Origin of the sequence: Paraburkholderia sp. J69-1 (genome assembly GCF_905220255.1) — a bacterium.
Lineage (GTDB): Bacteria > Pseudomonadota > Gammaproteobacteria > Burkholderiales > Burkholderiaceae > Paraburkholderia.
The window spans coordinates 44,708-68,223 of sequence record NZ_CAJMZG010000011.1 but is presented as its reverse complement, the minus strand read 5'-3'; the positions used below and the strand labels follow the sequence as shown (position 1 = coordinate 68,223).

Here is a 23,516-nt window from a genome sequence, read left to right as displayed (position 1 = left end):
TGCGGTTGACATCGGGTCATGCGGCACCGATTGCCCTGCGCTCATACAGCTAGCTGCGGGGCGGCCGCGTCAGTTCAGTGGGTCATGGTCGCTTCCTGCTCGTCACGCCCTGGTGAATCACCGTGGGGGATGGCTCCCCCGCAGGTCATTCGAACCAGTGCTCACGTGCCTTCATGATCAACGCCTTGGCGGCGTCCTCTTCCATTCCCGTCATTTCGGTCAGTTCGTCCACGGCCAGCTCGGCGAGCTCGTCGCGGGTGTGAACTTCGTGCTGCGCCAGCTTCGCGAGCAGCTCCGGGTCGATGCCGTCCAGACTCTTGAGGTCCAGCGCGGCGCTTTCCACCTTTTCCTCGTTCGCGATAGCCTGCGTGAGCAGGGCGTCGCGCGCGCGGTTGCGCAGCTCGTGCACGGTGTCCTCGTCGAACGCTTCGATTTCCAGCATTTCGTTGAGGGGCACGTAGGCGATCTCTTCGAGGCTCGTGAAGCCTTCGTCGATCAGGATGTCGGCGACTTCCTCATCGACGTCGAGACGCGCCATGAACAGGTCGCGCAGCACCGTGCGCTCCTGGTTCTGCTTCTGCGCGGATTCGTCCGGCGTCATGATGTTGATCTGCCAGCCAGTCAACTCGCCGGCAAGACGCACGTTCTGGCCGCTGCGGCCGATGGCGACCGCAAGCTCGCTTTCGTCGACGACGACGTCCATCGAGTGCTTTTCTTCGTCGACCACGATCGACTGCACGGCAGCCGGCGCGAGCGCGCCGATCACGAACTGGGCGGGATCTTCCGACCATAGCACGATGTCGACGTTTTCGCCACCGAGCTCGTTGCGCACAGCCTGCACGCGCGAGCCGCGGATACCGACGCAGGTGCCGATCGGATCGATGCGCTTGTCGTAAGCCACCACGCCGATCTTGGCGCGAACGCCCGGATCACGCGCTGCCGCCTTGATCTCGAGAAGGCCTTGCTCGATTTCCGGCACTTCCATCTCGAACAGCTTCATCAGGAACTCGGGCGCCGTGCGCGAGAGTTCGATCTGCGGGCCGCGCGCGGTGCGGTCGACCTTGCCGATCCAGGCGCGCACGCGGTCGCCCACGCGCAGGTTTTCCTTCGGAATCAGCTGGTCGCGGCGCAGCAGCGCTTCGACACGGCCCGATTCGACGATGAAATTACCCTTGTCCATGCGCTTGACCGTGCCGGTCATGATGCTTTCGCCGCGCTCGAGGAAATCGTTCAGGATCTGCTCGCGCTCGGCGTCACGCACCTTCTGCAGGATGACCTGCTTGGCAGCCTGCGCGCCGATACGGCCGAACTCGACCGACGGCACCGGTTGCTCGATGAATTCGTCGATCTGTGCTTCGGCGTTCTGCTCGCGAGCTTCGAACAGGAGAATTTCCTGATCCGGCTCCTGCAGGCCCGCCTCGTCCGGCACGACGCGCCAGCGACGAAACGTTTCGTGCTCGCCGCTTTCACGGTCGATATGCACGCGGATGTCCGCATCTTCGTCGAAGAGTTTCTTGGAGGCCGACGCAAGCGCCGCTTCAAGGGCGGCAAACACCACGTCCTTGTCGACATTCTTCTCGCGTGCCAGCGCATCCACCAGCATCAACACTTCGCGACTCATTGTTTGCGGCTCCTAAAGTCAACTTTGGGGATCAGGCGGGCTTTATCGATGTCCGCGAGCGTGAAATCGAGCATCGCAGGCCCAGCCTTCCCTTCGAATTCCAGACCGATGGTCTCGCCTTCCGGGGCATGCACGATGCCGCGGTACGATTTCCGTCCGTCCAATGGCTTTTTCAACGTGATGACCGCTTCGCAGCCCGCGAAGCGGTCGAAGTCCGCCAGTTTCTTCAGCGGACGGTCGAGGCCGGGCGACGAGACCTCAAGACGTTCGTAGTCGATGTTTTCGACGAACAGAACGTGTTGCAGCTGACGCGTGACCTTCTCGCAGTCCTCGATCGCGATACCCGCGGGCTGATCGATGTAGATGGCCAGCATGCCGCGCCCGGTGCGCTCGAGGTCGACCAGCTCGTAACCGAGCCCGGTGACCGTGGTTTCAATCAGTTCCGTCAGTTGCACAATGCCCACTCCAGATGTTCGCGCAGCGAGCCGGCAACTTCCTGTGATTCGGGATTCGCGGGCCGCGCGCCAGGTGAGCGCGCGCTCTTGCACTTCAACCCAGATGGGCGAGCCAGACCTGCCGTGAACGGTTGCACTGCGCGACTGCCACCGATACCCCAAAAAACGCGGGGAACGATCACAATCGGCCGAACCAAAAAAAAATGGGCGAAACGCCCATCTTCTCACTTAGCCAGGTGGTCGCACCTGGGACGCAAATAAAAGCCGCACGCCCAGCGACTTCGAGATTGTAGCCTTTTTTCGCTTTTAAGGCAAACCGCGAGGCGCCCGCGCAACAGCGCCTACAGCCGGATCGGCCCGCGCTGAAAGCGTTTTCAAGGCCGGCTCGAACTGAGCTAAAGGTCAGCTCCAGCAGCGATCGCGCGTGGTGACGGCAGATCGCCGCAGCGAGCGCCGGTCGACCCGGAACGCTCGCTGATTCGGCACCTTAATGGCCGCGCGTACGGTTGCGCGGCGTGCCGCGCTGACCGGTGCGGTTACCGCCACCGCCGCCTGCCGGGCGATTGCCGCCCGCGTTGCCGCCGGCGTTATTGCCCGGGCCACGGCGATTACCGCCGCCCGCATTGCCGCCAGCACGCTTGCCAGCGGACGGCGCACGGTTACCGTCGACGTCGCCGCGAGCGCCGCCGCTGCGGCCGTTACCGCCATTGCCGCCAAAGCCACCACGACCGCCGTTGCCGCCGCCATTGGCGCCGTTGCTGCGATTACCGCGATTGCCACCGGCGTTGCCGCCCATGCCGCCGCCGAAACCGCCGCCTGCGCCAAAGCCGCCTGCCTGCGCACCGCGACGGCCTGCGCCAGCGCCGCCACCGCCACGCTGCTGACGCGGCTGCCCCATCGCGCCGTGCGAGCTCAGCACCGGTTCACGGTTGATGAAGCCCATCGACGTCTGCATCGGGTCCGGCTGGCGACGTTCTTCCTTGCCGCCACGGCCGCCCTTCTCTTCGCTCGGCGCCTTCAGGCCGACCGCTGCCATCAGCGCGCGCACCTGGTTGTCTTCGAGCTCTTCCCAGCGACCGCGCTTGAGGCCCTTGGGCAGCGCGATCGGGCCGTGACGCGTACGGATCAGGCGGCTCACCATCAGGCCGACCGCTTCGAACATACGGCGCACTTCACGGTTGCGGCCTTCGGCCAGCGCGACGTGATACCAGTGGTTCGTGCCTTCGCCGCCGCCATCGCGGATGCGCAGGAAGCTCGCCGGGCCGTCATCGAGCTCGACGCCCTTGAGCAGCTTCTGGCGATTGCCTTCGGGCAACTCGCCGACCACGCGCACCGCGTATTCACGCTCCACGCTGTAGCGCGGGTGCATGAAGCGGTTCGCCAGATCGCCCGAAGTCGTCAGCATCAGCAGACCTTCGGTGTTGAAGTCCAGACGGCCGACTGCCAGCCACTTCGCCGTTTTCATCGACGGCAGGCGGTCGAACACCGAGGGACGACCTTCCGGATCGGCATGGCTGACGATCTCGCCGGTCGGCTTGTGATAGATCAGCACGCGCGGCGGCTTGTTCTGCAGCTTGCGGCGGATCGGCTTGCCGTTGATGCGAACCTGGTCGGTCGGCAGAATGCGCTGGCCGATGTGCGCAGGTTCGCCGTTCACCGAGACACGCCCGGCGATGATCAGCTCTTCCATGTCGCGGCGCGAACCCATGCCCGCATCCGCGAGAACCTTGTGCAGCTTCGGTGCGTCGTCGTCCGGGCTCAGCACGCGCTTGGGTTGTGCGGCGGCGCGGCCGCGGCGCAGCATCGGCCCATTCACGCCTGCGTTGGCCTCGTTATCGGCATCGAATGCCGGCGACGAGACGTACAGGAACAGGTCGTCCTGCGTTTCGCCTGCGGCGGCCGGCGCCTGCGCACGGCCCTTGCCGCCACGCACGCCCTTCGCGGGCTTGCCAGCGGCTGCGGCGTTCGCGCCTTCCGCTGCGCTCGCAGCGTTGGTGCGGCGGCCCGGGCCGCGCTTCACGCCAGCACCTGCACCAGCACCGTTGCCGACGGCAGCAGCAGCGCCCTTGTCCTTGCGCGGCGCGCGCGGCTTCGCGACGACCGCGCCGTCCGGCGGCGTGTCGGTCACATCGGAGGCTTCCGGCGCGCCTGCGCCTTCGGTCTTGCCCTTCGCACCAGCGCGGCGGCGCGCGATCAGGCTGCGCGGGCCACGGCGCAGGCCGCGGCGCGGACGGTCGTCACCCTCGCCGGCGTGCTCGCCAGCCTGCGGGCCAGCACCTTCGCCGCCATTCTGGGCGGCGCGCGAGTCGTCATCGCGCGCGGAGGACGCGCGACGCGAGGATTCGGGCGCGTCGCCCGAATCGGTGTCGTGGATATCAGTCAAAACAACCTCGAAATGTCAGGTTGCGCGCCCGGTTGCGAGGGGCGCGTCAGTGTGTTTGTTGCTTCAGATGCCGCGTCGGGCGGCGTCGTCGTCCGTCGTCGAGACGGGGTCGTCCTGCGCCGCGTCGCGGCGGTCTTCGTGTTCTTCTGCGGGCTCGCCGGCAACGTGGCCAGCCAGCTCCGTTGCGCCCGCATCGACGCGCCCAGCGTCGAAGTCCTGCGCGAGGGCGGCTTCGGCGTTGGCGTCTTCGGCGTGCGCCGGTGTTGCTGCGGACGGCGTTGCATCCGGTACTTCGGCGGATGGCGGCGCGTCGTTTTCATGCGAGCCATGGACCGCTTCGGCGATGGTTTCATCGTCCGCATCGGCCGTGCCTGTGGCGTCGACGGCGGAATCGACCGCCGCCTCAACAGCCGCATCAACCGCCGCATCGAGAGCTTCGAGACTCGCCTGCGTGCCTTCGGCGATCAACTGCGCCACTTCGCTTTCCGGGAATTCGATCGCATGCTGGGCCAGCAACTGCTCGCCCAACTGGTTCGACGGATCGTCGAGCGGCGGCAGTTCGTCGAGCGATCTCAAGCCGAGATCGTCGAGAAACTGGCGCGTCGTGGCATACAAAGCCGGGCGTCCCGGCACGTCCCGATGACCGATGACCTCGATCCAGTTACGGTCCTCGAGCTGCTTGACGACCTGCGTGTTGACCGTCACCCCGCGAATTTCCTCGATGTCGCCACGCGTGACCGGCTGCCGGTACGCGATGATCGCGAGCGTTTCAAGCACGGCGCGCGAATAGCGCGGCGGCTTTTCGGGATGCAGGCGATCGAGATACGTGCGCATGGCCGGCTTGCTCTGGAAGCGCCAGCCTGATGCGAGGCCTACCAGTTCCACGCCGCGCCCCGACCATTCCTGGCGCAGGTCTTCGAGCAGGTTACGGACTGTGTCGGCCGAAATGTCGTCGGCAAACAGCTTGCGCAGTTCGCCGATCTTCAGCGGCTCCTGCGTGCAGATCAATGCAGTCTCGAGGACGATCTTCGCCTCTTGGGTATTCATGCAGCCAGGTCAGACCCTAAGTAAGGTAAATCAGGTTCAAGGAACCGGATCAGACAGACGAAAGACGATGTGGAACTGGAGACGCGCTCGCCCGATTCTGATCGGTCATATTGATGGGAGCACGCACCGGGGGGCCGCTTTACGGTACTTTGCGATGCTTGAGCAGACAAAGTGCCAGACCCAGCCGGACGGAGCAGCGAAATTCCCGCAGGGAATCGCGTGACTGAGCGCCATCTTACGCAAAAACGCCGGGGGCGTAAAGTCGCCTCCGGGCGTGTTTTAGACCGATTCCGTCAATGGCGTATTGATTGCGCATCGATCGTCGAATGTTCGTCGCTCGATCGCCATTCGCTCACCATCCGATCGATGCGAACGGCATCGCAACGACGTCACTCAGCGCCCGCCATGGTCCGCCAGATAGCCGGCAAGACGCGCCACCCCCGCATCGAGCCGCGCCGGATCGCAGGCATAGCACCAGCGCACGAAGCCCTCGCCTTCCGGGCCGAACGCGCTGCCCGGCGCGAGTCCGAGCCCCGCTTCGCGCACCAGCGCCTTGCAGAGTTCGAGGCTGTTCTGCGCGCCTGCGAGACGGAAGAACAGATACATGGCGCCATGCGGCACCTTGACGTCGACGCCTGGCAACTGCGCCAGCGCCGCGGCCAGGTGATCGCGCGAAGTACGCAGATCGCCCACCAGCGTCTGCGTGGACGCCTCGCCCTGTTCGACCGCCACCACGCCGGCCTGCTGCACGAACGACGGCGCACAAGAGGTGTTGTATTCGACCAGCTTGCTCAAGTCGTCCATCAGCGCGCGCGGCGCGACCATCCAGCCCAGCCGCCAGCCGGTCATGAGCCAGGCCTTCGAGAACGAATTCACACAGATCAGCCGTTCGTCGCGCGCGGCCAGATCGAGAAACGACGGCGCGGCGCGCTCGCCGGCTGCGCCGTAGTAAAGCCGCTCGTAGACTTCGTCGGCGACGATCCAGATGCCGTGGCGACGGCAATGCTCCAGCACGGTGCGCTGTTCGTCGCGGGTCATCACCCAGCCAGTCGGATTGTTCGGCGAGTTGATCATGAGCAGCTTCGTGCCCGGCGTGAGCGCGGCCAGCAGGCGATCGAGATCGAGCGTCCAGCCGCGCGCACCGTAATCGAGCGCGACCGTCGCCACGCTGGCGCCCAGAATCTTTGGAATCTCGACGAGATTCGGCCACAGCGGCGTCACCGCCACGACGCGGTCGCCCGCGCCGGTGACGAGTTGCGCGGCCAGCATCAGCGCGTTCACGCCGGCACTCGTCACCGCGATGCTCTCCATCGGCGTCGGGCCGTGCAGATCGCTCACATAGCGCGACAGCGCCTCGCGCAGCGGCGAGATACCCAGGTTGTGGGTGTAGAACGTGTCGCCGCGCGTGAGCGCCGCAGCGGCGGCTTCGCGGATAAAGGCCGGCGTCACGCGATCGGATTCACCGAACCAGAACGGCAGCACGTCCGCCACGCCAAAGCCCGCATTCGCCACTTCGCGGATCTGCGACGCGCGCAGCGCCTGCACCGCTTCGCGCGCCATGCCAGGCGCGGCGAGAACCGCTTGCGTAGTGTTCAACGACGGACTAACGGACGAGGACAGATCGAGATCGCGCATCGGGGGATTCCGTGAAGGGTGACGGTGAAGTGACGGTCGAATGACATCCGATTCCGACCGTCAGTTTAGCGCCACAAAACCCGCACAACACCTCCACAGCCGCGCTCAGCGCTGCCCGCCCAGTTCGCGGATCAGCGTCCAGACGGCCTCGGCAGCCGGCGAAAGCGAACGATCGCGCCGTCGCACAAGCTCGACCGTGCGTTCGGCGCGCGGCACCAGCGAGCGCGCCAGCAGCGACGACCCGGCCGGCACCGGCAAGGCCAGCCAAGGCAGCACGCTTACCCCCACGCCCGCTTCGACCAGCCCGAACACCGTGGCCGGATGCCCCAGTTCCTGCACGATGCGCGCGCTCACGCCCTGCTCCTGCATCACCGCGTCGATCAGCGGACGACTGCCCGACGCATGATCGAGCATCACCAGCCGCTCGCCGTCGAGCGCCGTCCACGGCACCTCGTCGCGGCTCGCGAGCGGATGATCGCCGCGCACCACCACGCAGAAAGAATCGGTGGCCAGCAACTCGGTCTCCAGATCCTCGGCGGCCGCCGCGCCCACGAAGGGCCCGATCACGACGCCGAAATCCACCTCGCCCGAACGAACCTTGCGCACCACATCGCTTTGCACGTCGTCGCGCAGGCCGAGCGTGACGTACGGAAACTGCCGCCCGCACGCAGCCACCACTTCGGGCATCAGCCGGCAGGCGACGGTCGGACTGGCCGCCACCACCACGCGCCCGCGCCGCTGCTCGCCGATTTCGCGGATCTCGCGCAGCGCGTCGTCCAGATCGCCGATCAGACGCGGAATCGTCGCGATCAGATTCGCGCCCACGTCGGTCAGCTGCACCTCGCGCGTGGTGCGATCGACGAGCTTCACGCCCATCTCGGTTTCCAGCTCGCGCACGCAACGGCTCACCGCCGACTGCGTGAGACCGATTTCATCGCCCGCGCGGCTGAAGCTCTGCAAACGCGCGACTTCGATGAACACCCGCAATTGCCGCAACGTCACATTCATCCATTCGCCTCATGAATCACTTTGTTTGATGCAATTTTAATCGCTTGCTGGATCGTTACAGCGGAGTGAATCGCACCGGTCATTGTTCGCCGCAGTGCAGCAATGCAGCTAAAACGCACGCCTGGCGGGCCTGTTTGCACAAGATTGGTGATTGTCCCGATTTCCCGGCCATGCGTTTTCGAGTCTCATACGCCCCTGGCAAGCACCCGCGCGGGCTTGATGCCACGCGGCTTCGAGACGAAAGCGTGTGAGCTGGCACGCTTCTCGCATTAAGGCAGACACAGGATCGGCGGACGGTCCGATGTTTGAAAGAGACTGGCCCGTCCCAACCGATTCCGCCTGGTACTCCGCCAACCGGTCGGGGTACATGAAGAGTGCGCAGCGCGGGGCAGCGCACCGGAGATAGCTTCGCTGAGGTGAAACATGATGCTGTTCGACGATTTGAGAGATAACGAATGGGCCCTGGTCGAGGCGTTGTTCTGTGCGGAACCCGCACGGAGCGAGCGCCGTGGACGGCCTCGCGTCGAAGCGCGTGCTGTGGTCAACGCAGTGCTGTGGGTGCTGTCGACGGGTGAAGGCTGGTCCAAGCTGCCGGGCCGCTACCCTTCGCCGCCCACCTGCCGCCGCCGCTTCGACGAATGGCAGGCTGACGGCACGCTCGCCGAAATCGTGAAGCGCCTGGGCACGAGCGGCCGCGAAATTTCGCTGCGCGGACGCATCGGCGCCACCGCCACCAAGCCGCCGGCACCGCCGAGCCGCGACCGTCTGCGCGGCGCATTCTGGACCAACCCGGAATCGTGGCGCGCGCCCGTCAAGATGGCCTGAACCTGCTGGCCGGCAACAGATTCACGTTCACTTCTCGCACTTTGCGCCGGGCGCCTTTCGCGTCCGGCGATTTCCCTCGCGGCGCTCGCCGCCAGCCACCGAGGCTTTGAGCCTTTCCGGGCGTTGTCTGCCTGCCACATCGAGCTCACTCGAAGGCACGCGCAGACAGGCGCTGGTGCGCTTCCTCTAATTTCGTCAAACGGCGTTAAACCTCGCCGGATTGGGCCTGCGCACGCCCGATCGATGCGCGCGAAACATCTCTTTACCAATATTTACAGCATGCTTTCGCGCACGACCGTACCTTAGAGGCATGTTCACTCAAGTCCAAAACCCGCTCTGACGGGAGGCTGCCATGAGATCCATGACTCTGCACAATCGGGGCATCATGGTTTCGCTGTCCGCCCTCGCCCTGCTCGCGTCGCTTGCCCTGCCCACCGTGGTGGCGTCATGGCTCTCGAACGATGCGACGGCCCAGCCGCCCCAGTCCAGCGCACCGCATTGGCCCATCGCCCGCACGGGCGCGCATGCCTGGCCGTCCGCAGGCGCTCGCCCCGCCGACAATGCCCAGCCGGTGCCGCGCGGCGATCTGCGCAGCGATATCGTCGATAACGCGCGCCGCACCCCGCCGCCGCGATCCGAGCCGCCGCGCGCACGCCACTAGCGCAGCGCGCTCAAGGCGGAACGATCGCCGGAGCGGCCGTGCGAAGCTCCGGTCTGCGAAATGAATCAACGCGAAATAAATGCGAAACGAATAATTACGCGCTGTAATCGTGTCGATGGCGTGACGAAGACGGGAACCACCGCGCGAGCGCGCGGTCTATCCCTTTGCCATTAAGCACAGCGTGGCAGCAGTAATACCGGTAAGCCCGTATCTTTCGATACGGGCTTTTTTTTGGCTGGCTATAAAGCGGTGGAGCCCGCTTCGTCGGAAGACTGGGCGAGCGCTTCGGCCACGTAGTCGACCGTACGCTGGTCGGTCCACTGGAGAGAACGTTCGTCGCGGGCAAGGCGCGCGAATTCCGCGCGGCCGCGCTCGGTCAGCACGGCGATATCGACGGGAGCATGGAAGCCGGGAGCAGGAGCCACGGTGCGCTGCCTGACGGTATCCATCAGGCCGAGATTGCGCAGATATTGGAAAACTCTGGGACTACGCGCCCACGGGACCTGCCGATACTGCACCCGCCGCAAGGCTTCGAGTACTGCTTCGTTGGAATACGTGGTCATCTCACATCTTTCTTAAAATGCAGTCTCGCTGCCATTCCGCCTGATAGGGCGCAAGGCCGGCAAGCGCTACGCAGCCGTTCGCCGCGCGCCTTGCGCTGTCCTGCGCCGTGGCACGGACTGCAGGTTATTCGGGCCCCCGCGAAAGCACCGGACGCCGCGCAGAACGACAGCCGCTCGTTGTGGAGCGCTTCGCCGCGCAAGGTCGTCGCTTCCGGCATGATCATCGCGGTGGCCATTGGCGGCCGATTCACGCGCGACATGCTTCATCCCGAAAAACAATACGTTACCTCATTCAAATTGATTCTATTCGGAATATTTGCGCTATTTTTTGCGCTATTCGTGCTGTGGCGCCGTCAACGCCGGGCGGTGGCGTTTGGTGCTGTCATCTTTTTCTGGCTGCTCGCGGCAGGGTGGCTGACAAAGCCGCTGCTCGATCTGGCCCAGCCGCTGTCCTATCGTACTCCCTACGATCCCGCTTCGCCGAACGCCGCCTCGTTCGGTCCGCGCACCGCCATCGTGATGCTGGGCGGCGGCACCGACGTCATGGACGACGGCTCGCTAGCGCCGCAGCACGACGTCTATGCGCGCATCCGGCTGTCGGCTGCGCTGCACCAGCGCTGCGTTGCCGCCGGAGGACTCTGCAAGGTGATCGTGAGCGGCGGCAATCCGCAGCATCACGCCGCCAGCGAAGCCGATACCTATGCGCCCTGGCTGTTGCGCGCCGGCATCACCCGCGACGATCTCATCCTCGAAAACACCAGTCTCACGACCTGGCAGAACGCCCGCGACGTCGCGCCGATCGTGCACGCCCAGCGCGCCGATACGCTCTTCGTCGTAACCTCGTCGTATCACATGGCACGCGCGATGCTGGATTTCGGGCGCTTCGGCATGCACCCGGTGGCGGCCATATCCGAGGTACGGCATGTGCGCCTTGGCCTCTGGCCGCGCCGCGGCAACCTGCGCAGCGCAGAAACCGCGCTGCACGAATTGATCGGGATTGCGCAGTTTCACGTTTACGTCATGCTTGGCTGGTTCTAGTCACGGTCCAGCGCGCGGGCCGGGGTAACCGTCCAAGGCTGCACGAGAGCCCGCATGAGCAGGTCGTCGCCGTGATCGGGTCAGATGTGTCAGGATGGGACCCGGGCAGATGTAAGGAGTTGTAAATCGCGCGCGCAAGCCTGATGCGATGTCATCTGCCAACCCAGGTTGATCGTTAGAATGACATGCCTTTTCCTGCTCGGCAGGCACCAGCTGGGTCCATAAACCGCTCTTCGGAGGTAGTGATGAAAAAAGTGTCCCTCGCAGTCCTGATTTCGCTGTCCGCACTGACGGGCGCCGCCTACGCACAATCGGATAACGGCGTCATGATGAGCACCGATCCGGCCAAAGCCGCCGATGTCGAGCAACGCGCGCAGGATCTCCAGTCGCGCCAGCAGGCCGCTGCGCAGGCGCCGGCGGAAATGCCCATGAAGCATCACAAGAAAGGCGGCCATCCGCATCACAAGGCCCCGCCGAAGTCGGATCAGTAACTCGTCCGATAACGCTTGAGCCACGCCTGAAAAGCCGACGCCGGTCCCCGGCCTCGGCTTTTTTGTTTTGCGCAGCAAGAAGGACGGGAACATTTGACGCCAACGCGCCCACAGGTCGGCGCGCGCGCGGGTTATGCTAAAGTCGCGCACCTCGAAATTCCCCCTACTTTGTGCGCGACTCGCGCGGAGAAACATCCATGAGCAACATCCAGCTCGACATCGAATGGACCGAAGCGGCATCCCGCAAGATCGAAAAGCTGATGCCGCGCGGCAAGGGCACCGAGGCTTTCCTCGCCCTGCCCCCGGTCGAATGCCTGCCGATGGAAGGCGACGTCCTGTTCCTCGGGCCGGAAGGCAAGCAGCAGCCGTTCATCGTCGCGGAGCGCCAGTACCACCATGAAGGCGACGCCGACTGGACCATCATCCTGATCCTCGACGTGCCCGATACGACGCACTGATCCGTCCGAACACGCTGCACGCCGCGCGGCCGCTCCGGTCGCGCGCGCCCCCTCCTGATTCAACGCCCTGCGCCGCAATGGCGCGCTCTGCGGCGCCCATCCCAGCCGATTAGAACGAAGCCCGCCTGACGCGCTGCGTTATTCGGTCACACGCTGACGCCCGGATTTGATCTCGCTGCGGCGCGACTTGCCGTCCAGACGCCGCATCTTCGATGCGCGCGTGGGCCGCGTCGCCACCCGCGCCTTGCGCGTCACGCTGACACTTTCGATCAGCGCATCGAGACGCGCGAGCGCCGCCTCGCGGTTCAGCTCCTGCGTGCGGTACTCCTGCGATTTGAGCACGACCACGCCTTCGTGCGTGATGCGCCGGTCGGCGAGCGCAAGCAGGCGCATCTTGATGACTTCGGGCAAGGACGACGCGCGGATATCGAAGCGCAGATGAATCGCACTCGACACCTTGTTGACGTTCTGGCCGCCCGCGCCCTGCGCGCGAACGGCGACGAGTTCGACTTCGTGCAGCGGGATGGACAGGCGATCGGACATGGCAATAACGGCGTGGAATCGGGCGAAGAACGTTGCAGTGTCGCATGAAGCCGTCCACGGCGATATGGCGCACAGCAGGCGCACTGCAGTCCCGCTTCGAGCGCCACGCCACATCGGGCACGCAAGATGCGAACGCTGCAACCTCGCGCCGCGATCCACGGATTGCCGATGGTCCGCGCGTGAACCATACTTTGTTCATCCTTTTTCTGGAGTACGCATCCCATGAAAGTGCGTCCAGCATTCGTCGCCGAAATGGCGGTCAATCTGCTGCTGCCCTGGGTCGCGTACCGGCTCGCCCAACCTTATTGGGGCGAAGTCGGCGGCCTGATTGCCTCGGCGGTTCCGCCGCTGGTGTGGACGATCGTCGAGCTGGTGCGCTTCAGGCGCATCGATGCGCTCTCGGCGGTGATCCTGCTCGGCATCGTGCTCTCGCTGATCGCGATGGCATTCGGCGGCGGCACGCGCGCGTTGTTGATGCGCGAGAGCTTCTCCACCGGCGCGATCGGCGTCACGTTTCTGCTTTCGCTGCTGGCGCGCCGGCCGCTCGTGTTCTATCTCACACGCGCCACGGTGGCGCGCCAGACCCGCGAAGGCGTCGGCCGGCTCGAACTGCTGTGGAGCGAGAACCGCAGCTTTGCGACGGCCATGCGCCTGCTGACGTTTGTCTGGGGTGTGGGCCTGATCGGCGATGCGTCGCTGCGCACCTGGCTGGCCGCCACCTGGCCGATCGAGCGCTTCCTCGTGGTCTCGCCGATTCTCGGCTACTGCATGTTCGGCGCCCTGCTCGCGTGGACCTTCTGGTATCGCACGCGCATGCGCCGCATCCGCGGCACGCACGGCCTGCTCGGCGATGCGCCGACGCTCAGCGCGGACTAGCGCGAACGGCGCGCGCACCGGGCGAGCGCGCGCGCATCCCGGAATACAGAGACGGACGGATCGCACCCGAAATCATTTAAACTCAGCGCCACAGTCCGCGGCGCTTTCGTCCGCATCCGAAATCCATGGCAGTCGATGCGCTATTCCGTAGAAATCAGGAAGTTCCTTTATAGCCAGTACTTCTACGGCGGTCTGCGCATCGCGGTCGGCATCTCGCTTCCGGCCATTCTGTGTCTGTTCGTGTTCGACAAGAGCGAGCTGGGCTTCACCCTCTCCACCGGCGCGCTCGGCGCCTGCGTGGTCGACATGCCCGGCCCGCTCAAGTACAAGCGCAACGAGATGCTGGCGTGCAGCGTGATCGGTTTTCTATCCGCCTACGCCACCGGCCTCGCCACCTTCAGCCCGATCGCGCTCTGGGCCACGGTCGTCCCGCTGACCTTCGTGCTGTCGCTGATCGTCGTCTACGGCAACCGCTGGCCGCAGATCAGCTTCGCCACGCTGTTCATGATGGTGATGACGCTGGAGGAGCATTTCACGCCGCACCAGGCGCTCATCAACGCCGCGTGGATTCTGCTGGGCGGGCTCTGGTACACGGCCTGGTCGACGCTCGTGAGCCGCCTGATGCTCGACCGGATCGAGCAACAGGCGCTGGCCGAAAGCGTGTTTGCCTGCGCCGACTACCTGCTCGCACGCGCGCAGTTTTTCGATCTCGACAACGATCTCGACGAGTGTTTCCGTAATCTGGTCGCCAAACAGATCGCGGCGGTCGAGCGCCAGGACGCGGCGCGCGACATCGTGCTGCGCAATCTGCCGAAGCTCAGGAGCGGACGCGTCGATGCGCGGCGCGCGATGCACTTCAACCTGTTCATCAACACGGTCGATCTGCACGAGCTGTTCGTGGGCGCGCACACCGACTACCCGCTCGTGCGCAACACCTTCGGCGGCTCCGATCTGCTGGTGTTCTATCGCGATCTGATCCGCAAGGCCGCGGCCGATCTCGAAGACATCGGCCTCGCCGTGCTGCAGAACGAAGCGCCGCGCGCGAACATCAACGTGAAGGCGGAACTGCGCGCGATCGAATTCGAACTCGATCTGCTCAAGCGGCGCGATCTGCCGACCAAAGACCCCGAGGCCTATGCCGCGATCTCGGCATCGTTTCGCCGCATCTGGAGCGCGACGCGCCTGATCGACCGCATGCGCCGCAGCCTCGCGAGCGAAGTGCCGACCACCGAAACCGAGCTGCGCATCGACGAAGCCCTCACGCGCTTCGTCACCAACCGGCGCGTCTCGTGGCTGCAGATTTTCTCGAATCTCACGATGGCCTCGCCGAGCTTTCGCCACGCGCTGCGCGTGACGATTGCAGTCGCCGTGGGCTTCTGGCTCGGGCGGTTGCTGCCGCTCACCAACGCCTACTGGATCGTGATGACGAGCATCATCATCCTGAAGCCCGGCTATTCGCTGACGCGCCAGCGCAACGCGCAGCGTATCGTCGGCACGCTGATCGGCTGCGTGGCCAGTATTGCGCTGATCCTGCTCGTGAAGCAGCCGCTCGTGCTGCTGGTGTCGATGTTCGCGGCGATGGTGATGAGCTACAGCCTGCTGCTGTTCAACTACACGGCGAGCGTGGTGTTCACCTCGGCCTATGTGCTGCTGATGTTCCATCTACTGGCGCCGGGCAGCATGCGCATCATCGGCGAGCGCGCCATCGATACGGTCGTGGGCTGCATGATCGCGATCGGCGCGAGCCATCTGTTCCCGTACTGGGAATACCGGCTGATGGGCAAGCTGGTGCAGGACATGATCGCCGCGACACGCGGTTATCTGGAAGCGAGCTGGTGGTGGAGCGGCCGCACGAGTCAGACGGCCAGCGCCGGCAATGCACAGGCGGCCTTCGCCGGGCCGATGCTGACCGAAAGCGCGGCGCGCGTGGCCGCGCAAACGACCCACGCCGCCAGCGCCCAGACAGCCCACGAAGAAGCGGCGCTCGCGCTCGACGGTGCGGGCGCAACGGCTTTGGCGCCGGCTCCGGTAGCGGCTGTCGGCGCGAAGGTATCGGCTCAGGCCAATGCGCAGCCTGCCGCAACACCGTTGCCCGCATCGGCAGGAGTTGGTGCAGCCGCCGCCGCTGTGCCCTCGCTCGCTCGCGACTTCCGCTATCGCCTTGCGCGCAAGAACGTGCATGTGGCGTTCGCGAATCTCGGCCAGGCGTTTCAGCGCATGATGCTCGAACCGAAATCGGCGCAGAAGTTCGTGCCCGAACTCAACGATCTGCTGGTGCGCAGCCACGTGCTGGCGTCGCAGATCACGGCTTCCGCGCCGCTGTTGCGCAGCGCCGCCAATGCCGATCAGGCCGCGCCGGCCATGCGCCTGGACGCGCTCGACCAGGCGCTGGACTGCGTGCGCGAAAACCTCGTGGCCGCCGAAGCCGGAACGCCCGTGCCCGAGGATCAGATCGAGATCACGCGCCGCATGACGCGCGATCTGGACACCATGGTGGTGGAAGCGGAACGCGCGATCGGCGCCACCAGCGACCTCGCGCAAGACGTGAAACTGCTCGCGCACCAGTGCAAGCAGATGCTCGCGGCTTCATGGCTGATCCGCAAGGACGCCAGCCTGATCCGGCTGCCGGAAGAATAAGCGCGGCTTTGAGCGGCTGGCGTTATTGCGCCGCGCCGCTCGCCTGCGGTGCGCTGGTCGCCGAACTAGCCACCTGAGCGCCTACCGTCTCGTCATACTCGCGCTTGCTGCGCATCGCATTGAACAGCACGGTGCCGATCACGATGAGCACCACCACCACGATAAACACGCCAACGCCAACGGTGGGGTTCTTCTTGCGCTTATCGTCCATGGATCGTGGCCTGCCCGGCTGAAAGAGGGAACGGGCATTCTACGCCGCGACGCCTTGCAGACGGCTTGCGGTTCGAGGAATAGCCGGCATTCGTGCGACGCGCGATGTCACACGCCCCGTACCGGCAAGGCCGTCGAGTACTTGATCTGCTCCATCGCGAAACTCGAACTCACGTCGAACAGCGGCACCGAGCGAATCAGTTGCTTGTAGACGCGATCGAAGTCGTCGATATCGGACACCACCACGCGCAGCAGATAGTCGGTCTCGCCGCTCATGCGATAGCACTCGACGATCTCGGGAATGTCCTGCACCACGCGCGTAAAACTCTGCGCCCAGGCTTCGGTGTGCTGATTGGTGCGCACGTTGACGAATACGGTCGTGCCCACGCCCAGCTTCTTCGGATCGCACAGCGCGACCTGCGCGCGAATCACGCCGGTTTCCTTCAGGCGCTGGACGCGTTTCCAGCACGGCGTCTGCGAGAGATTGACGCGTTGCGCGAGTTCCGCGACAGGCATGGTCGCGTCGTCCTGCAACAACTCGACCAGCTTTCTATCGATGATATCCATTCCCAGCCACCCAGAAACGTAGAAATTTCTTCTATCTTACGCCGCATCTATAAAAAAGAATGGAAACTGTTTCTCGGCGCGCGCCGGTATAACTCTTCATGGAGAACAACGCGACGAGAGAGTCCATGAACGCCCCTACCGATCCGGCCCTGCTGCGGGCCGCAGCGTCATCCGCCTTAGCCGATCACCCTGCCGCCGTGGCACGGCTGTGCGCCGCGCTCGATGCGACGTTCGAGGCCTGTCGCACGCCCGACGATCCGTCGCGCTGCACCGCGTTTGCGCAAGGCGTGCGCGCGGCGCTGGGGCTTGCGTTAGCCGATCCCGCGCTGGTCACGCCCGCGCAACGCGAAGGCTGCGCGACGCGCTATCGGCGGTATCTGCTCGCCGCGTGCCCCGCCGGGCGATATGCGGTCGCCGCACTGGTGTGGCTGCCGGGCCAGGCAAGCCCGATCCACGCGCACCATACGTGGTGCGGCTACGCGGTGCTCGAAGGCACGCTGACCGAAACGCTGTATCGATGGGATGCAGAGCGCGATGGCGCGACGGTTCTGCGCGCTCATGCACGCAATGCTGGCACGGTGGCCTTCGGCGGGCGTGGCCGTGCGGGCATCCACCGCCTCTCGCGCGCCATCGACGAGATGGCCGGGCCGTGTATTTCGCTGCACGTGTATGGCGTGGCGGCTGAGCACATCGCTACCGGCGTCAACGATATCGTGCCGCTCGTGGGCCTTGCCACGCCGTTCGCCGGCTAAACGCGTCGATCAGTTGCGCCCCGCGGTGGGAATCTGCGGCGGCGCGCCTTCCGGGCTGCCCGTCGGCGGCGGCGCAGGACGCGGCTCGTGCGACGCATCGCGCGTCACGCCGCGCGTGGCGGGATCTTCCGCTTGCATATCTGGCGTGTCCTGCGTGCCCTGCGCGGCCTCCGGGCCGGACGCCGGCTCGCGCAACGGCTCGTCCTCGCTGCGCGACGACATATGCACCTGCATCTGCGGCACCGGCATCTCGATGCCCGCCTCGTCCATATGCCGCTTCAGCCGCGCATTAAAGGCGCGCGCCACGCTCCATTGCTGCAACGGCCGCGTCTTGATCTGCCCTTTCACCACCATCCAGTTCGGATCGAAGCGGTCGAGGCCCCACACTTCCACCGGCCCAAGAATCTCGCGCCGATAGCGGAAATCCGCGACCAGTTCCGCGCCCGTTTCGCGGATCATGCGCGTGACCGTATCCAGATCGACGGCAAACGGCACGCGCACTTCGAACACCGCGAACGCAAAATCGCGCGAGAGATTCTTGACGATCTTGATCTGCGAAAACGGAATCGAGTGGATCGCGCCCTGGCCGTCGCGCAGCCGCACCGTGCGGATCGACAGATGCTCGACGGTACCTGCGTGACCGTTATCCAGATCGATCCAGTCGCCCACCGAAATGGTTTCCTCGATGATGATGAAAAGGCCCGTGATCAGGTCGGTCACGAGCGACTGCGCGCCAAAGCCGATCGCCAGCCCAATCACGCCCGCGCCCGCCAGCAGCGGCGTCACGTTGATACCGAGATTCGCGGCTGTGACGATGCCCGCGATCGTGAGGATCGACACCAGCAAGGCGTTGCGCACGAGCGGCAGCATGGTGCGCGCGCGCGTGCTGGGCGCGCGGCCTTTGGTGCGCGGACCGCTCGGATTGAGCGCTTCGAGAATCGCGGTATCGATCAGAATCCACACGAGCCAGGCGAGGAACACCGTCGCCAGAATCGCGAAGATCGCGTGAGCGATACCGCGCGCGGCGACGCTGGCCTCGATGATGCCCGCAAGCGAAATATCCCAGAGACGCGCGCACGATTCGAAATACGCCAGCCACACAAACAGCACGAGCAGCGTGCCCGCGAAGCGCAGCAGGCGGCGCAGATACGGCGAACGCCGCCGCACGCGCGCGAGGTCGGGCCGCGTGATGCGCAACACGACCGCCGAAAGGAAAAACGCCAGCACCAGCAGCAGCGCCGTCACCACCGAAATCTGCAGCACGTTCTCGTTGCTGCTCAGGCCGCCGAGCGTGGCCGTGATCGACGCGGCGGCGAGCAGCAGCATCGGCAACTGCCAGAGCGAGGCCAGCACGTCGAAGACTTCGGTGAGCGCCTTGTGATCCTGGCGCAGTTGATAGCTGCGATTGCGGATCAGATGCGCGACCGGACGCCGGAAACCAATCGCAAACGCCGCAGTGAGCACGGCGGCGGCCATGTTCGCGAAGGTCGACACCAGCGCCGCGAGATTCGAACCAAGCTGATGCGCGACCTCGTAATTGGTGGCCGCATCGCCGAGCGCCGCACACACGCCGATGGCCCATAGCAAACGCCTGGCATCGCGAATCACCACGCGCACCGCCGCGCGCCGGTGACCGGAGCCGAATAGCGAAAACATGATCAGACAGATCGACGAGAACACCGCGCCCGCAACGATCGCATACGCAATCACCACGCCGAGCGTGCGCCCGAGCGCTTCCGGCAGCGCGCGCTCGACCACCAGCGCGCCGACGAAAGCGACGATCCACGGCGCGACGCGGTGCAGCACGAAAACGAGCAGTTCGATCGTCGTGGGACTGGGGCGCAAGCCTGTGTCCACGGAAAAGCGCCGCAGCAGACGGCGTTCGAGCCAGCGCAGAATGGCCGCGCAGAAGCCCCAACCCGCAAGCATCGCGATCATGTCGAAGACGATGCGCCCGGGGCTTTCGCCCTCTCCGCCCGACGCGAGCACGTAAATCTCCACACCCGCCGAGCGGAAACGCCCGGCCCAGTAATGCAGCGGGCTGGCGCCGTGGTGGCGCGCGTCGCTCTCGACCGAAGCCAGCCCCGAGGCGATCGCGCCAAGCAGGCCGGACGTGACGGCGGCCACGCCCGATGCGGGCGCAGGCGCGACATTTTGCGAGACGTTGCGTAACTTCTTGAGCTGCGAGACGAGCGCGTTGCGCTGACGCTCGTTGTCGAGCGTGCTGATGACGCTGTCGAGCGAGCGATTGAATTCGGCCTGACTGGCCGGTGACGGTGCGGACGCTGCGTCGGCGGCGGAAGCGCCCGATGCCGTCGCGGGCGCGCCCGTAATCAGGCTTTGCAGCGCGGGCAGAACCGGCACCGCGGCGGCGCCGGGACCTGCGGCGAAGGCCGAGACGGAGACAAACACGCCCCAGCCGAGCGCGATCCACATGCCCAGCATAACGAAGCGATGCGCCAGCCGACGTAGCGAACGCCCGGCGGACGTCTGCGCGAGCGCCGCGTCCCGCTCCAGGCTTGAATTCATGGGCGTAGGGGCGAAATCAGAACGCTCCAGTGTAGCCGCACTCACGGGCGGTACGTCACACGCCTGCCTGAAGAAATTGCAAGCGAATGCAAGTGTCCTTGAGGCACATCATGCATTCGCTTTGCTCAATGGCAGTCGCTCGTCAGACGGCTCAATACGCGACAGTCGCGATCTCGCGGATGAAGCGGCCCTGCTCCAGTTCGTCGACGAAAGCGATCGCGTAATCTTCGGCGGAAATGCGGCTGTTGCCTGCTGCGTCGGCGATCAGCGTGTTTGCGCCGGTGCGGAACGTACCGGTGCGCTCGCCCGGCGCGATCAGCGCGGCAGGCGCGAAGAAAGTCCAGTCGAGATCGGCAACCGTGCGGTAGTAGCCGAGCGCGACGCGGTGCGCGAGCGCGATCGGCTTGTAGGCGTCCGGGAAGCCTTCGGTATCGACAAGCTGTTTGCCCGGCGCGACTTCGAGCGAACCCGCGCCGCCCACCACCACCAGACGCTTGAGGCCCGCTGCGCGCGTGCCTTCGACCAGTGCGCGGCTGGCCGTCTGCAGGTCGTCGAGCTGGCTCATGGGCGGCGCGTAGGCGCTCGCGACCACGTCATGACCGCGCACGGCCTGCGCCACCTGAGCGGCGTCCAGCAGATCCGCCTTCGCTGCCTGCACGTTCGGACCCACGGCAACACGCTCGGGCTGGCGCACGAAGGCGCTCACCTGATGGCCACGGCGCGCGGCTTCGGCAGCGATGCGCGAACCGACCATGCCGGTGGCACCAAAAAGGGCGATCTTCAGCGACTTGCTCATTTGCAGACTCCTGTGCGAAACATTTATGTAACCACAATAGTTACATTTAAGGGGGTTAAAAAACGGGGCATTGCCCCGTCGGGTTCTATCACTCAGCGCGCGCCGCCCGCCGCGCTCCGTGCGGGCTTGCCGCGTTCGCGCTTGCGCTCGCTGCGCTGCATCTCGTCGACGACCTGATGCAGTGTGCGCCCGGCCAGCGACGCCTCCATCGCACGCTGCGCATCGTCGATGATGCCGCGCAGCGACACCTGGATGTGCCGCCCCACCATGCAGGCCGGATTCGGCTCCTCGCGATGCATGGCGAAAAGCTGCGCATCGTCGACCGCGCGGTAGACGTCCAGCAGCGTGATCGCCTGCGGCTCGCGCGCCAGCAGCGCCCCGCCGCCCGCGCCCAGTTGCGAAGTCGTGAGACCCGCGTTGGCGAGCATTGTCAGCAGGCGGCGGATCAGCGCGGGATTCGTGTTCACGCTGCCCGCGATGATGTCGGATGACAGCGGCGCGCCTTCCTGCAGCGCCAGCAGCGCGAGCACATGAACGGCAAAGGCGAAACGGCTGCTCGTATTCACGACACATCGGCCGCAGACTGCGCGGCTGGAGAAAGTGTAACCATCATAGATACATTAATTTTCTTCGTCAAGCGCGTGGGATTGCGGGGTCGCGTCCTCACTTGCGTCGCCTGTCACTGGCTCGCGCCGGACGACGAACCCGCGCTCGAACCCGCGGCCGCGCCGCTCGCGGCCCAGCGCTGCAACGAGCGCCCGGCCAGCGACAGGCCCGTGCCCGTAGCCGCCGCCGCATTGCCGAGCAGCGCGTGCGCAGCGCTGGCGGCGTCGCGCCACTGGCCGCGCGCCTGCGAGGCCAGTTCGTCGGAGGATGCGCTCGCGCCATCGGCGATCGACGCGCTTGCGCTATCGCTTTGCGACTGGATCTGCGCCTGCGTCTGCGAGGCGGTTTCGTCGAGCTTCTTCTGCGCTGCGCCGATCTGCTGGTTCACGAAGCTGGCCGCCTTGTCGAGCGTCTGCGCCGCCTGCGCGGCCGCCTGGCTGGCCGCGCTCTGGGCCGCCTGCTGCATCGCATCGGACGCCTGCTTGCCGAGGTCGGGCGCCGGCGCATTCTGCTTGTCGCAGCCGGCGACGACGAGCATCGCGCAGACCAGGGCGGGCAACGTCGCCCATCGTTTCGATAACTTCAAAGACATGGTCATCCTGATAAAGACACCGCTAAAGATTCCGCATCGAGCGGCTTGCAAAGATGAAAACGCGGCAATGATACGCTGCCGCGCCGCACCCATTCCTGAGCGACCAGCGAAAAACCCGCGCGCTCGAACACGGGCCGCGCAAGCGCGCTGGCGTCGGTGTCGAGCGTGATGGCCCGCGCCTCGCGCGCCAGCGCTTCGAAGCGCGCAATCAGCGCCGTCGCGAGACCGCGCCCCTTCCATGCGGGCGCGACGTAAAGCATTTCCACGTGATCGCAGGGAAACAACTGGCCGAACGCCGCGTATTCACGTGATGCCGCACATGAAACCGCGCCGGTGGCTTCGGCTACGAGCGTCACGCCACGCGCGAGCCGCGCATCGAAAGCCTCGACATCGTCGGCGACCGCGGCCCACGCATTGCGCTGCGCCGCATCGTAGTGCGATGCAGCAAGCGTCTGGATGGCCGCACGGAACAACGCGGCAAGCGGTGCAGCATCGCGTCCGGGTTCATAGGCGCGCCAGAGCATGCCTTCATGCGAAGGCGATTCACGGCGCGTGGGCGGGTTCGCGAAATCGTCAATCATGCTGGAGTAGACTGCCTGAGCGCAACAACCGTTCCACCATCTCAACGAGGAGTCAAGCGATGGCAGTCAAGAAGATCCTATTTCTCACGGGCGACTTTGCCGAAGACTACGAAACGATGGTGCCGTTTCAGGCGCTGCAAGCGGTCGGGCATCAGGTGGATGCCGTCTGTCCCGGCAAGAAGGCTGGCGAGCGCATCAAGACCGCGATCCACGACTTCGAAGGCGATCAAACCTATACCGAAAAGCCGGGCCACCAGTTCGCCCTGAACGCGAGCTTCGACGATATCGACTTCAGAAGCTACGACGCATTGGCCATCGCGGGCGGCCGCGCGCCCGAATACCTGCGCCTGAATCCGAAAGTCATCGAGCTCGTTCAATACTTCGCGGGCGCGAACAAGCCGATTGCCGCGATCTGCCACGCGGCGCAACTGCTCGCCGCCGCCGAAGTGATTCGCGGCAAGCGCATTTCGGCTTATCCGGCCTGCGCGCCCGAAGTGCGCCTCGCGGGCGGCGAATATGCCGATATCGCCATCGACAGCGCCGTGACCGATGCGCCCTTCGTCACCGCGCCGGCCTGGCCCGCGCATCCCGAATGGCTGCGCCAGTTTCTGGCGCTGCTGGGCACGCGCATCGAGCCTTGAT

23 protein-coding genes and 1 pseudogene are annotated in these 23,516 nt (G+C 65.4%); 9 read left to right on the top strand and 15 right to left on the bottom strand.

Annotated elements, in window-relative coordinates:
- Positions 1 to 145: 145 nt before the first annotated feature.
- From nusA to U5A67_RS21115, 6 genes are all read right to left on the bottom strand, one after another.
- Positions 146 to 1,621: a transcription termination factor NusA gene (gene nusA / locus U5A67_RS21140; protein ID WP_205983823.1), complete on the bottom strand. Its 1,476-nt coding sequence runs from the start codon at positions 1,619 to 1,621 to the stop codon at positions 146 to 148.
- Positions 1,618 to 2,076, bottom strand: a complete 459-nt coding sequence (gene rimP / locus U5A67_RS21135; protein ID WP_321815760.1) for a ribosome maturation factor RimP — start codon at positions 2,074 to 2,076, stop codon at positions 1,618 to 1,620. The genes nusA and rimP overlap by 4 nt, the downstream gene beginning before the upstream one ends.
- 487 nt (positions 2,077 to 2,563) lie before the next feature.
- Positions 2,564 to 4,459: a 23S rRNA pseudouridine(2605) synthase RluB gene (gene rluB, locus U5A67_RS21130; RefSeq protein WP_321815759.1), complete on the bottom strand. Its 1,896-nt coding sequence runs from the start codon at positions 4,457 to 4,459 to the stop codon at positions 2,564 to 2,566.
- A 63-nt stretch (positions 4,460 to 4,522) separates the two neighbouring features.
- On the bottom strand, positions 4,523 to 5,506 hold the full coding sequence (gene scpB / locus U5A67_RS21125) for an SMC-Scp complex subunit ScpB (RefSeq protein ID WP_321815758.1): 984 nt from the start codon (positions 5,504 to 5,506) through the stop codon (positions 4,523 to 4,525).
- 393 nt (positions 5,507 to 5,899) lie between these two features.
- The gene (locus U5A67_RS21120; RefSeq protein WP_321815857.1) at positions 5,900 to 7,066 is read right to left on the bottom strand and encodes a pyridoxal phosphate-dependent aminotransferase; all 1,167 of its coding nucleotides are present in this window, start codon (positions 7,064 to 7,066) and stop codon (positions 5,900 to 5,902) included.
- 180 nt (positions 7,067 to 7,246) lie between these two features.
- The gene (locus U5A67_RS21115) at positions 7,247 to 8,149 is read right to left on the bottom strand and encodes a LysR family transcriptional regulator (protein ID WP_205986498.1); all 903 of its coding nucleotides are present in this window, start codon (positions 8,147 to 8,149) and stop codon (positions 7,247 to 7,249) included.
- Between the two features lie 426 nt (positions 8,150 to 8,575).
- Here U5A67_RS21115 and U5A67_RS21110 point away from each other — a divergent pair.
- A pseudogene (locus U5A67_RS21110) lies at positions 8,576 to 8,971 on the top strand (transposase); the annotation flags it as partial.
- A 355-nt stretch (positions 8,972 to 9,326) separates the two neighbouring features.
- Positions 9,327 to 9,635, top strand: a complete 309-nt coding sequence (locus tag U5A67_RS21105) for a hypothetical protein (protein WP_321815757.1) — start codon at positions 9,327 to 9,329, stop codon at positions 9,633 to 9,635.
- 239 nt (positions 9,636 to 9,874) lie between these two features.
- On the opposite strand, the gene U5A67_RS21100 is transcribed toward U5A67_RS21105, so the two are convergent.
- On the bottom strand, positions 9,875 to 10,198 hold the full coding sequence (locus U5A67_RS21100; RefSeq protein ID WP_321815756.1) for a hypothetical protein: 324 nt from the start codon (positions 10,196 to 10,198) through the stop codon (positions 9,875 to 9,877).
- Between the two features lie 339 nt (positions 10,199 to 10,537).
- Between U5A67_RS21100 and U5A67_RS21095 the strand changes: the two genes are divergently transcribed.
- The 3 genes from U5A67_RS21095 to U5A67_RS21085 all read left to right on the top strand — a co-directional run bounded on the left by U5A67_RS21095 (position 10,538) and on the right by U5A67_RS21085 (position 12,185).
- Complete coding sequence (locus U5A67_RS21095) at positions 10,538 to 11,236, top strand: YdcF family protein (RefSeq protein WP_415767890.1); 699 nt, start codon at positions 10,538 to 10,540, stop codon at positions 11,234 to 11,236.
- A gap of 245 nt (positions 11,237 to 11,481) precedes the next feature.
- Positions 11,482 to 11,727 carry a hypothetical protein gene (locus U5A67_RS21090; protein WP_205986495.1) on the top strand — a complete coding sequence of 82 codons (246 nt, stop codon included), beginning with the start codon at positions 11,482 to 11,484 and terminating at the stop codon, positions 11,725 to 11,727.
- A gap of 197 nt (positions 11,728 to 11,924) precedes the next feature.
- Positions 11,925 to 12,185 carry a hypothetical protein gene (locus tag U5A67_RS21085; protein WP_027818234.1) on the top strand — a complete coding sequence of 87 codons (261 nt, stop codon included), beginning with the start codon at positions 11,925 to 11,927 and terminating at the stop codon, positions 12,183 to 12,185.
- Positions 12,186 to 12,323: 138 nt separating this feature from the next.
- On the opposite strand, the gene arfB is transcribed toward U5A67_RS21085, so the two are convergent.
- Positions 12,324 to 12,728, bottom strand: a complete 405-nt coding sequence (gene arfB / locus U5A67_RS21080) for an alternative ribosome rescue aminoacyl-tRNA hydrolase ArfB (protein WP_321815755.1) — start codon at positions 12,726 to 12,728, stop codon at positions 12,324 to 12,326.
- A 222-nt stretch (positions 12,729 to 12,950) separates the two neighbouring features.
- Between arfB and U5A67_RS21075 the strand changes: the two genes are divergently transcribed.
- Positions 12,951 to 13,604, top strand: a complete 654-nt coding sequence (locus U5A67_RS21075) for a VC0807 family protein (RefSeq protein ID WP_321815754.1) — start codon at positions 12,951 to 12,953, stop codon at positions 13,602 to 13,604.
- 135 nt (positions 13,605 to 13,739) lie between these two features.
- On the top strand, positions 13,740 to 16,241 hold the full coding sequence (locus U5A67_RS21070) for an FUSC family protein (protein ID WP_321815753.1): 2,502 nt from the start codon (positions 13,740 to 13,742) through the stop codon (positions 16,239 to 16,241).
- Between the two features lie 22 nt (positions 16,242 to 16,263).
- Here U5A67_RS21070 and U5A67_RS21065 read toward each other — a convergent pair whose 3' ends face one another.
- On the bottom strand, positions 16,264 to 16,452 hold the full coding sequence (locus tag U5A67_RS21065) for a hypothetical protein (protein WP_321815752.1): 189 nt from the start codon (positions 16,450 to 16,452) through the stop codon (positions 16,264 to 16,266).
- 107 nt (positions 16,453 to 16,559) lie between these two features.
- Entirely contained in the window at positions 16,560 to 17,018 is a 459-nt protein-coding gene (locus tag U5A67_RS21060) for an Lrp/AsnC family transcriptional regulator (RefSeq protein ID WP_205986490.1), read from the bottom strand.
- 125 nt (positions 17,019 to 17,143) lie between these two features.
- Between U5A67_RS21060 and U5A67_RS21055 the strand changes: the two genes are divergently transcribed.
- Positions 17,144 to 17,770 (top strand): cysteine dioxygenase family protein, encoded by a 627-nt coding sequence (locus U5A67_RS21055; protein ID WP_321815751.1) that lies wholly within the window; start codon positions 17,144 to 17,146, stop codon positions 17,768 to 17,770.
- Between the two features lie 9 nt (positions 17,771 to 17,779).
- Here the strand turns inward: U5A67_RS21055 and U5A67_RS21050 are convergent, their stop codons facing one another.
- From U5A67_RS21050 to U5A67_RS21030, 5 genes are all read right to left on the bottom strand, one after another.
- Positions 17,780 to 20,215, bottom strand: a complete 2,436-nt coding sequence (locus U5A67_RS21050; protein ID WP_321815855.1) for a mechanosensitive ion channel family protein — start codon at positions 20,213 to 20,215, stop codon at positions 17,780 to 17,782.
- A gap of 235 nt (positions 20,216 to 20,450) precedes the next feature.
- Positions 20,451 to 21,095 carry an NAD(P)-dependent oxidoreductase gene (locus tag U5A67_RS21045; RefSeq protein WP_321815750.1) on the bottom strand — a complete coding sequence of 215 codons (645 nt, stop codon included), beginning with the start codon at positions 21,093 to 21,095 and terminating at the stop codon, positions 20,451 to 20,453.
- Positions 21,096 to 21,187: 92 nt separating this feature from the next.
- Positions 21,188 to 21,661 (bottom strand): Rrf2 family transcriptional regulator, encoded by a 474-nt coding sequence (locus tag U5A67_RS21040; protein WP_321815749.1) that lies wholly within the window; start codon positions 21,659 to 21,661, stop codon positions 21,188 to 21,190.
- A 113-nt stretch (positions 21,662 to 21,774) separates the two neighbouring features.
- A complete protein-coding gene (locus U5A67_RS21035) occupies positions 21,775 to 22,293 on the bottom strand; it encodes a hypothetical protein (RefSeq protein ID WP_205986485.1) in 519 nt (172 codons plus the stop codon).
- Between the two features lie 2 nt (positions 22,294 to 22,295).
- Positions 22,296 to 22,874 (bottom strand): GNAT family N-acetyltransferase, encoded by a 579-nt coding sequence (locus U5A67_RS21030; RefSeq protein ID WP_321815748.1) that lies wholly within the window; start codon positions 22,872 to 22,874, stop codon positions 22,296 to 22,298.
- 59 nt (positions 22,875 to 22,933) lie between these two features.
- Between U5A67_RS21030 and U5A67_RS21025 the strand changes: the two genes are divergently transcribed.
- A complete protein-coding gene (locus tag U5A67_RS21025; RefSeq protein ID WP_205986484.1) occupies positions 22,934 to 23,515 on the top strand; it encodes a DJ-1/PfpI family protein in 582 nt (193 codons plus the stop codon).
- Position 23,516: the final 1 nt, after the last annotated feature.

Coding starts and splice junctions, on each gene's coding strand:
- nusA (WP_205983823.1), bottom strand. CDS start 1,621: ATGAGTCGCGAAGTGTTGATGCTGGTGGATGCGCTGGCACGCGAGAAG.
- scpB (WP_321815758.1), bottom strand. CDS start 5,506: ATGAATACCCAAGAGGCGAAGATCGTCCTCGAGACTGCATTGATCTGC.
- U5A67_RS21120 (WP_321815857.1), bottom strand. CDS start 7,066: ATGGCGCGCGAAGCGGTGCAGGCGCTGCGCGCGTCGCAGATCCGCGAA.
- U5A67_RS21115 (WP_205986498.1), bottom strand. CDS start 8,149: ATGAATGTGACGTTGCGGCAATTGCGGGTGTTCATCGAAGTCGCGCGT.
- U5A67_RS21105 (WP_321815757.1), top strand. CDS start 9,327: ATGAGATCCATGACTCTGCACAATCGGGGCATCATGGTTTCGCTGTCC.
- U5A67_RS21100 (WP_321815756.1), bottom strand. CDS start 10,198: ATGACCACGTATTCCAACGAAGCAGTACTCGAAGCCTTGCGGCGGGTG.
- U5A67_RS21090 (WP_205986495.1), top strand. CDS start 11,482: ATGAAAAAAGTGTCCCTCGCAGTCCTGATTTCGCTGTCCGCACTGACG.
- U5A67_RS21085 (WP_027818234.1), top strand. CDS start 11,925: ATGAGCAACATCCAGCTCGACATCGAATGGACCGAAGCGGCATCCCGC.
- arfB (WP_321815755.1), bottom strand. CDS start 12,728: ATGTCCGATCGCCTGTCCATCCCGCTGCACGAAGTCGAACTCGTCGCC.
- U5A67_RS21075 (WP_321815754.1), top strand. CDS start 12,951: ATGAAAGTGCGTCCAGCATTCGTCGCCGAAATGGCGGTCAATCTGCTG.
- U5A67_RS21070 (WP_321815753.1), top strand. CDS start 13,740: ATGCGCTATTCCGTAGAAATCAGGAAGTTCCTTTATAGCCAGTACTTC.
- U5A67_RS21065 (WP_321815752.1), bottom strand. CDS start 16,452: ATGGACGATAAGCGCAAGAAGAACCCCACCGTTGGCGTTGGCGTGTTT.
- U5A67_RS21060 (WP_205986490.1), bottom strand. CDS start 17,018: ATGGATATCATCGATAGAAAGCTGGTCGAGTTGTTGCAGGACGACGCG.
- U5A67_RS21055 (WP_321815751.1), top strand. CDS start 17,144: ATGAACGCCCCTACCGATCCGGCCCTGCTGCGGGCCGCAGCGTCATCC.
- U5A67_RS21050 (WP_321815855.1), bottom strand. CDS start 20,215: ATGCTGGGCATGTGGATCGCGCTCGGCTGGGGCGTGTTTGTCTCCGTC.
- U5A67_RS21045 (WP_321815750.1), bottom strand. CDS start 21,095: ATGAGCAAGTCGCTGAAGATCGCCCTTTTTGGTGCCACCGGCATGGTC.
- U5A67_RS21035 (WP_205986485.1), bottom strand. CDS start 22,293: ATGTCTTTGAAGTTATCGAAACGATGGGCGACGTTGCCCGCCCTGGTC.
- U5A67_RS21030 (WP_321815748.1), bottom strand. CDS start 22,874: ATGATTGACGATTTCGCGAACCCGCCCACGCGCCGTGAATCGCCTTCG.
- U5A67_RS21025 (WP_205986484.1), top strand. CDS start 22,934: ATGGCAGTCAAGAAGATCCTATTTCTCACGGGCGACTTTGCCGAAGAC.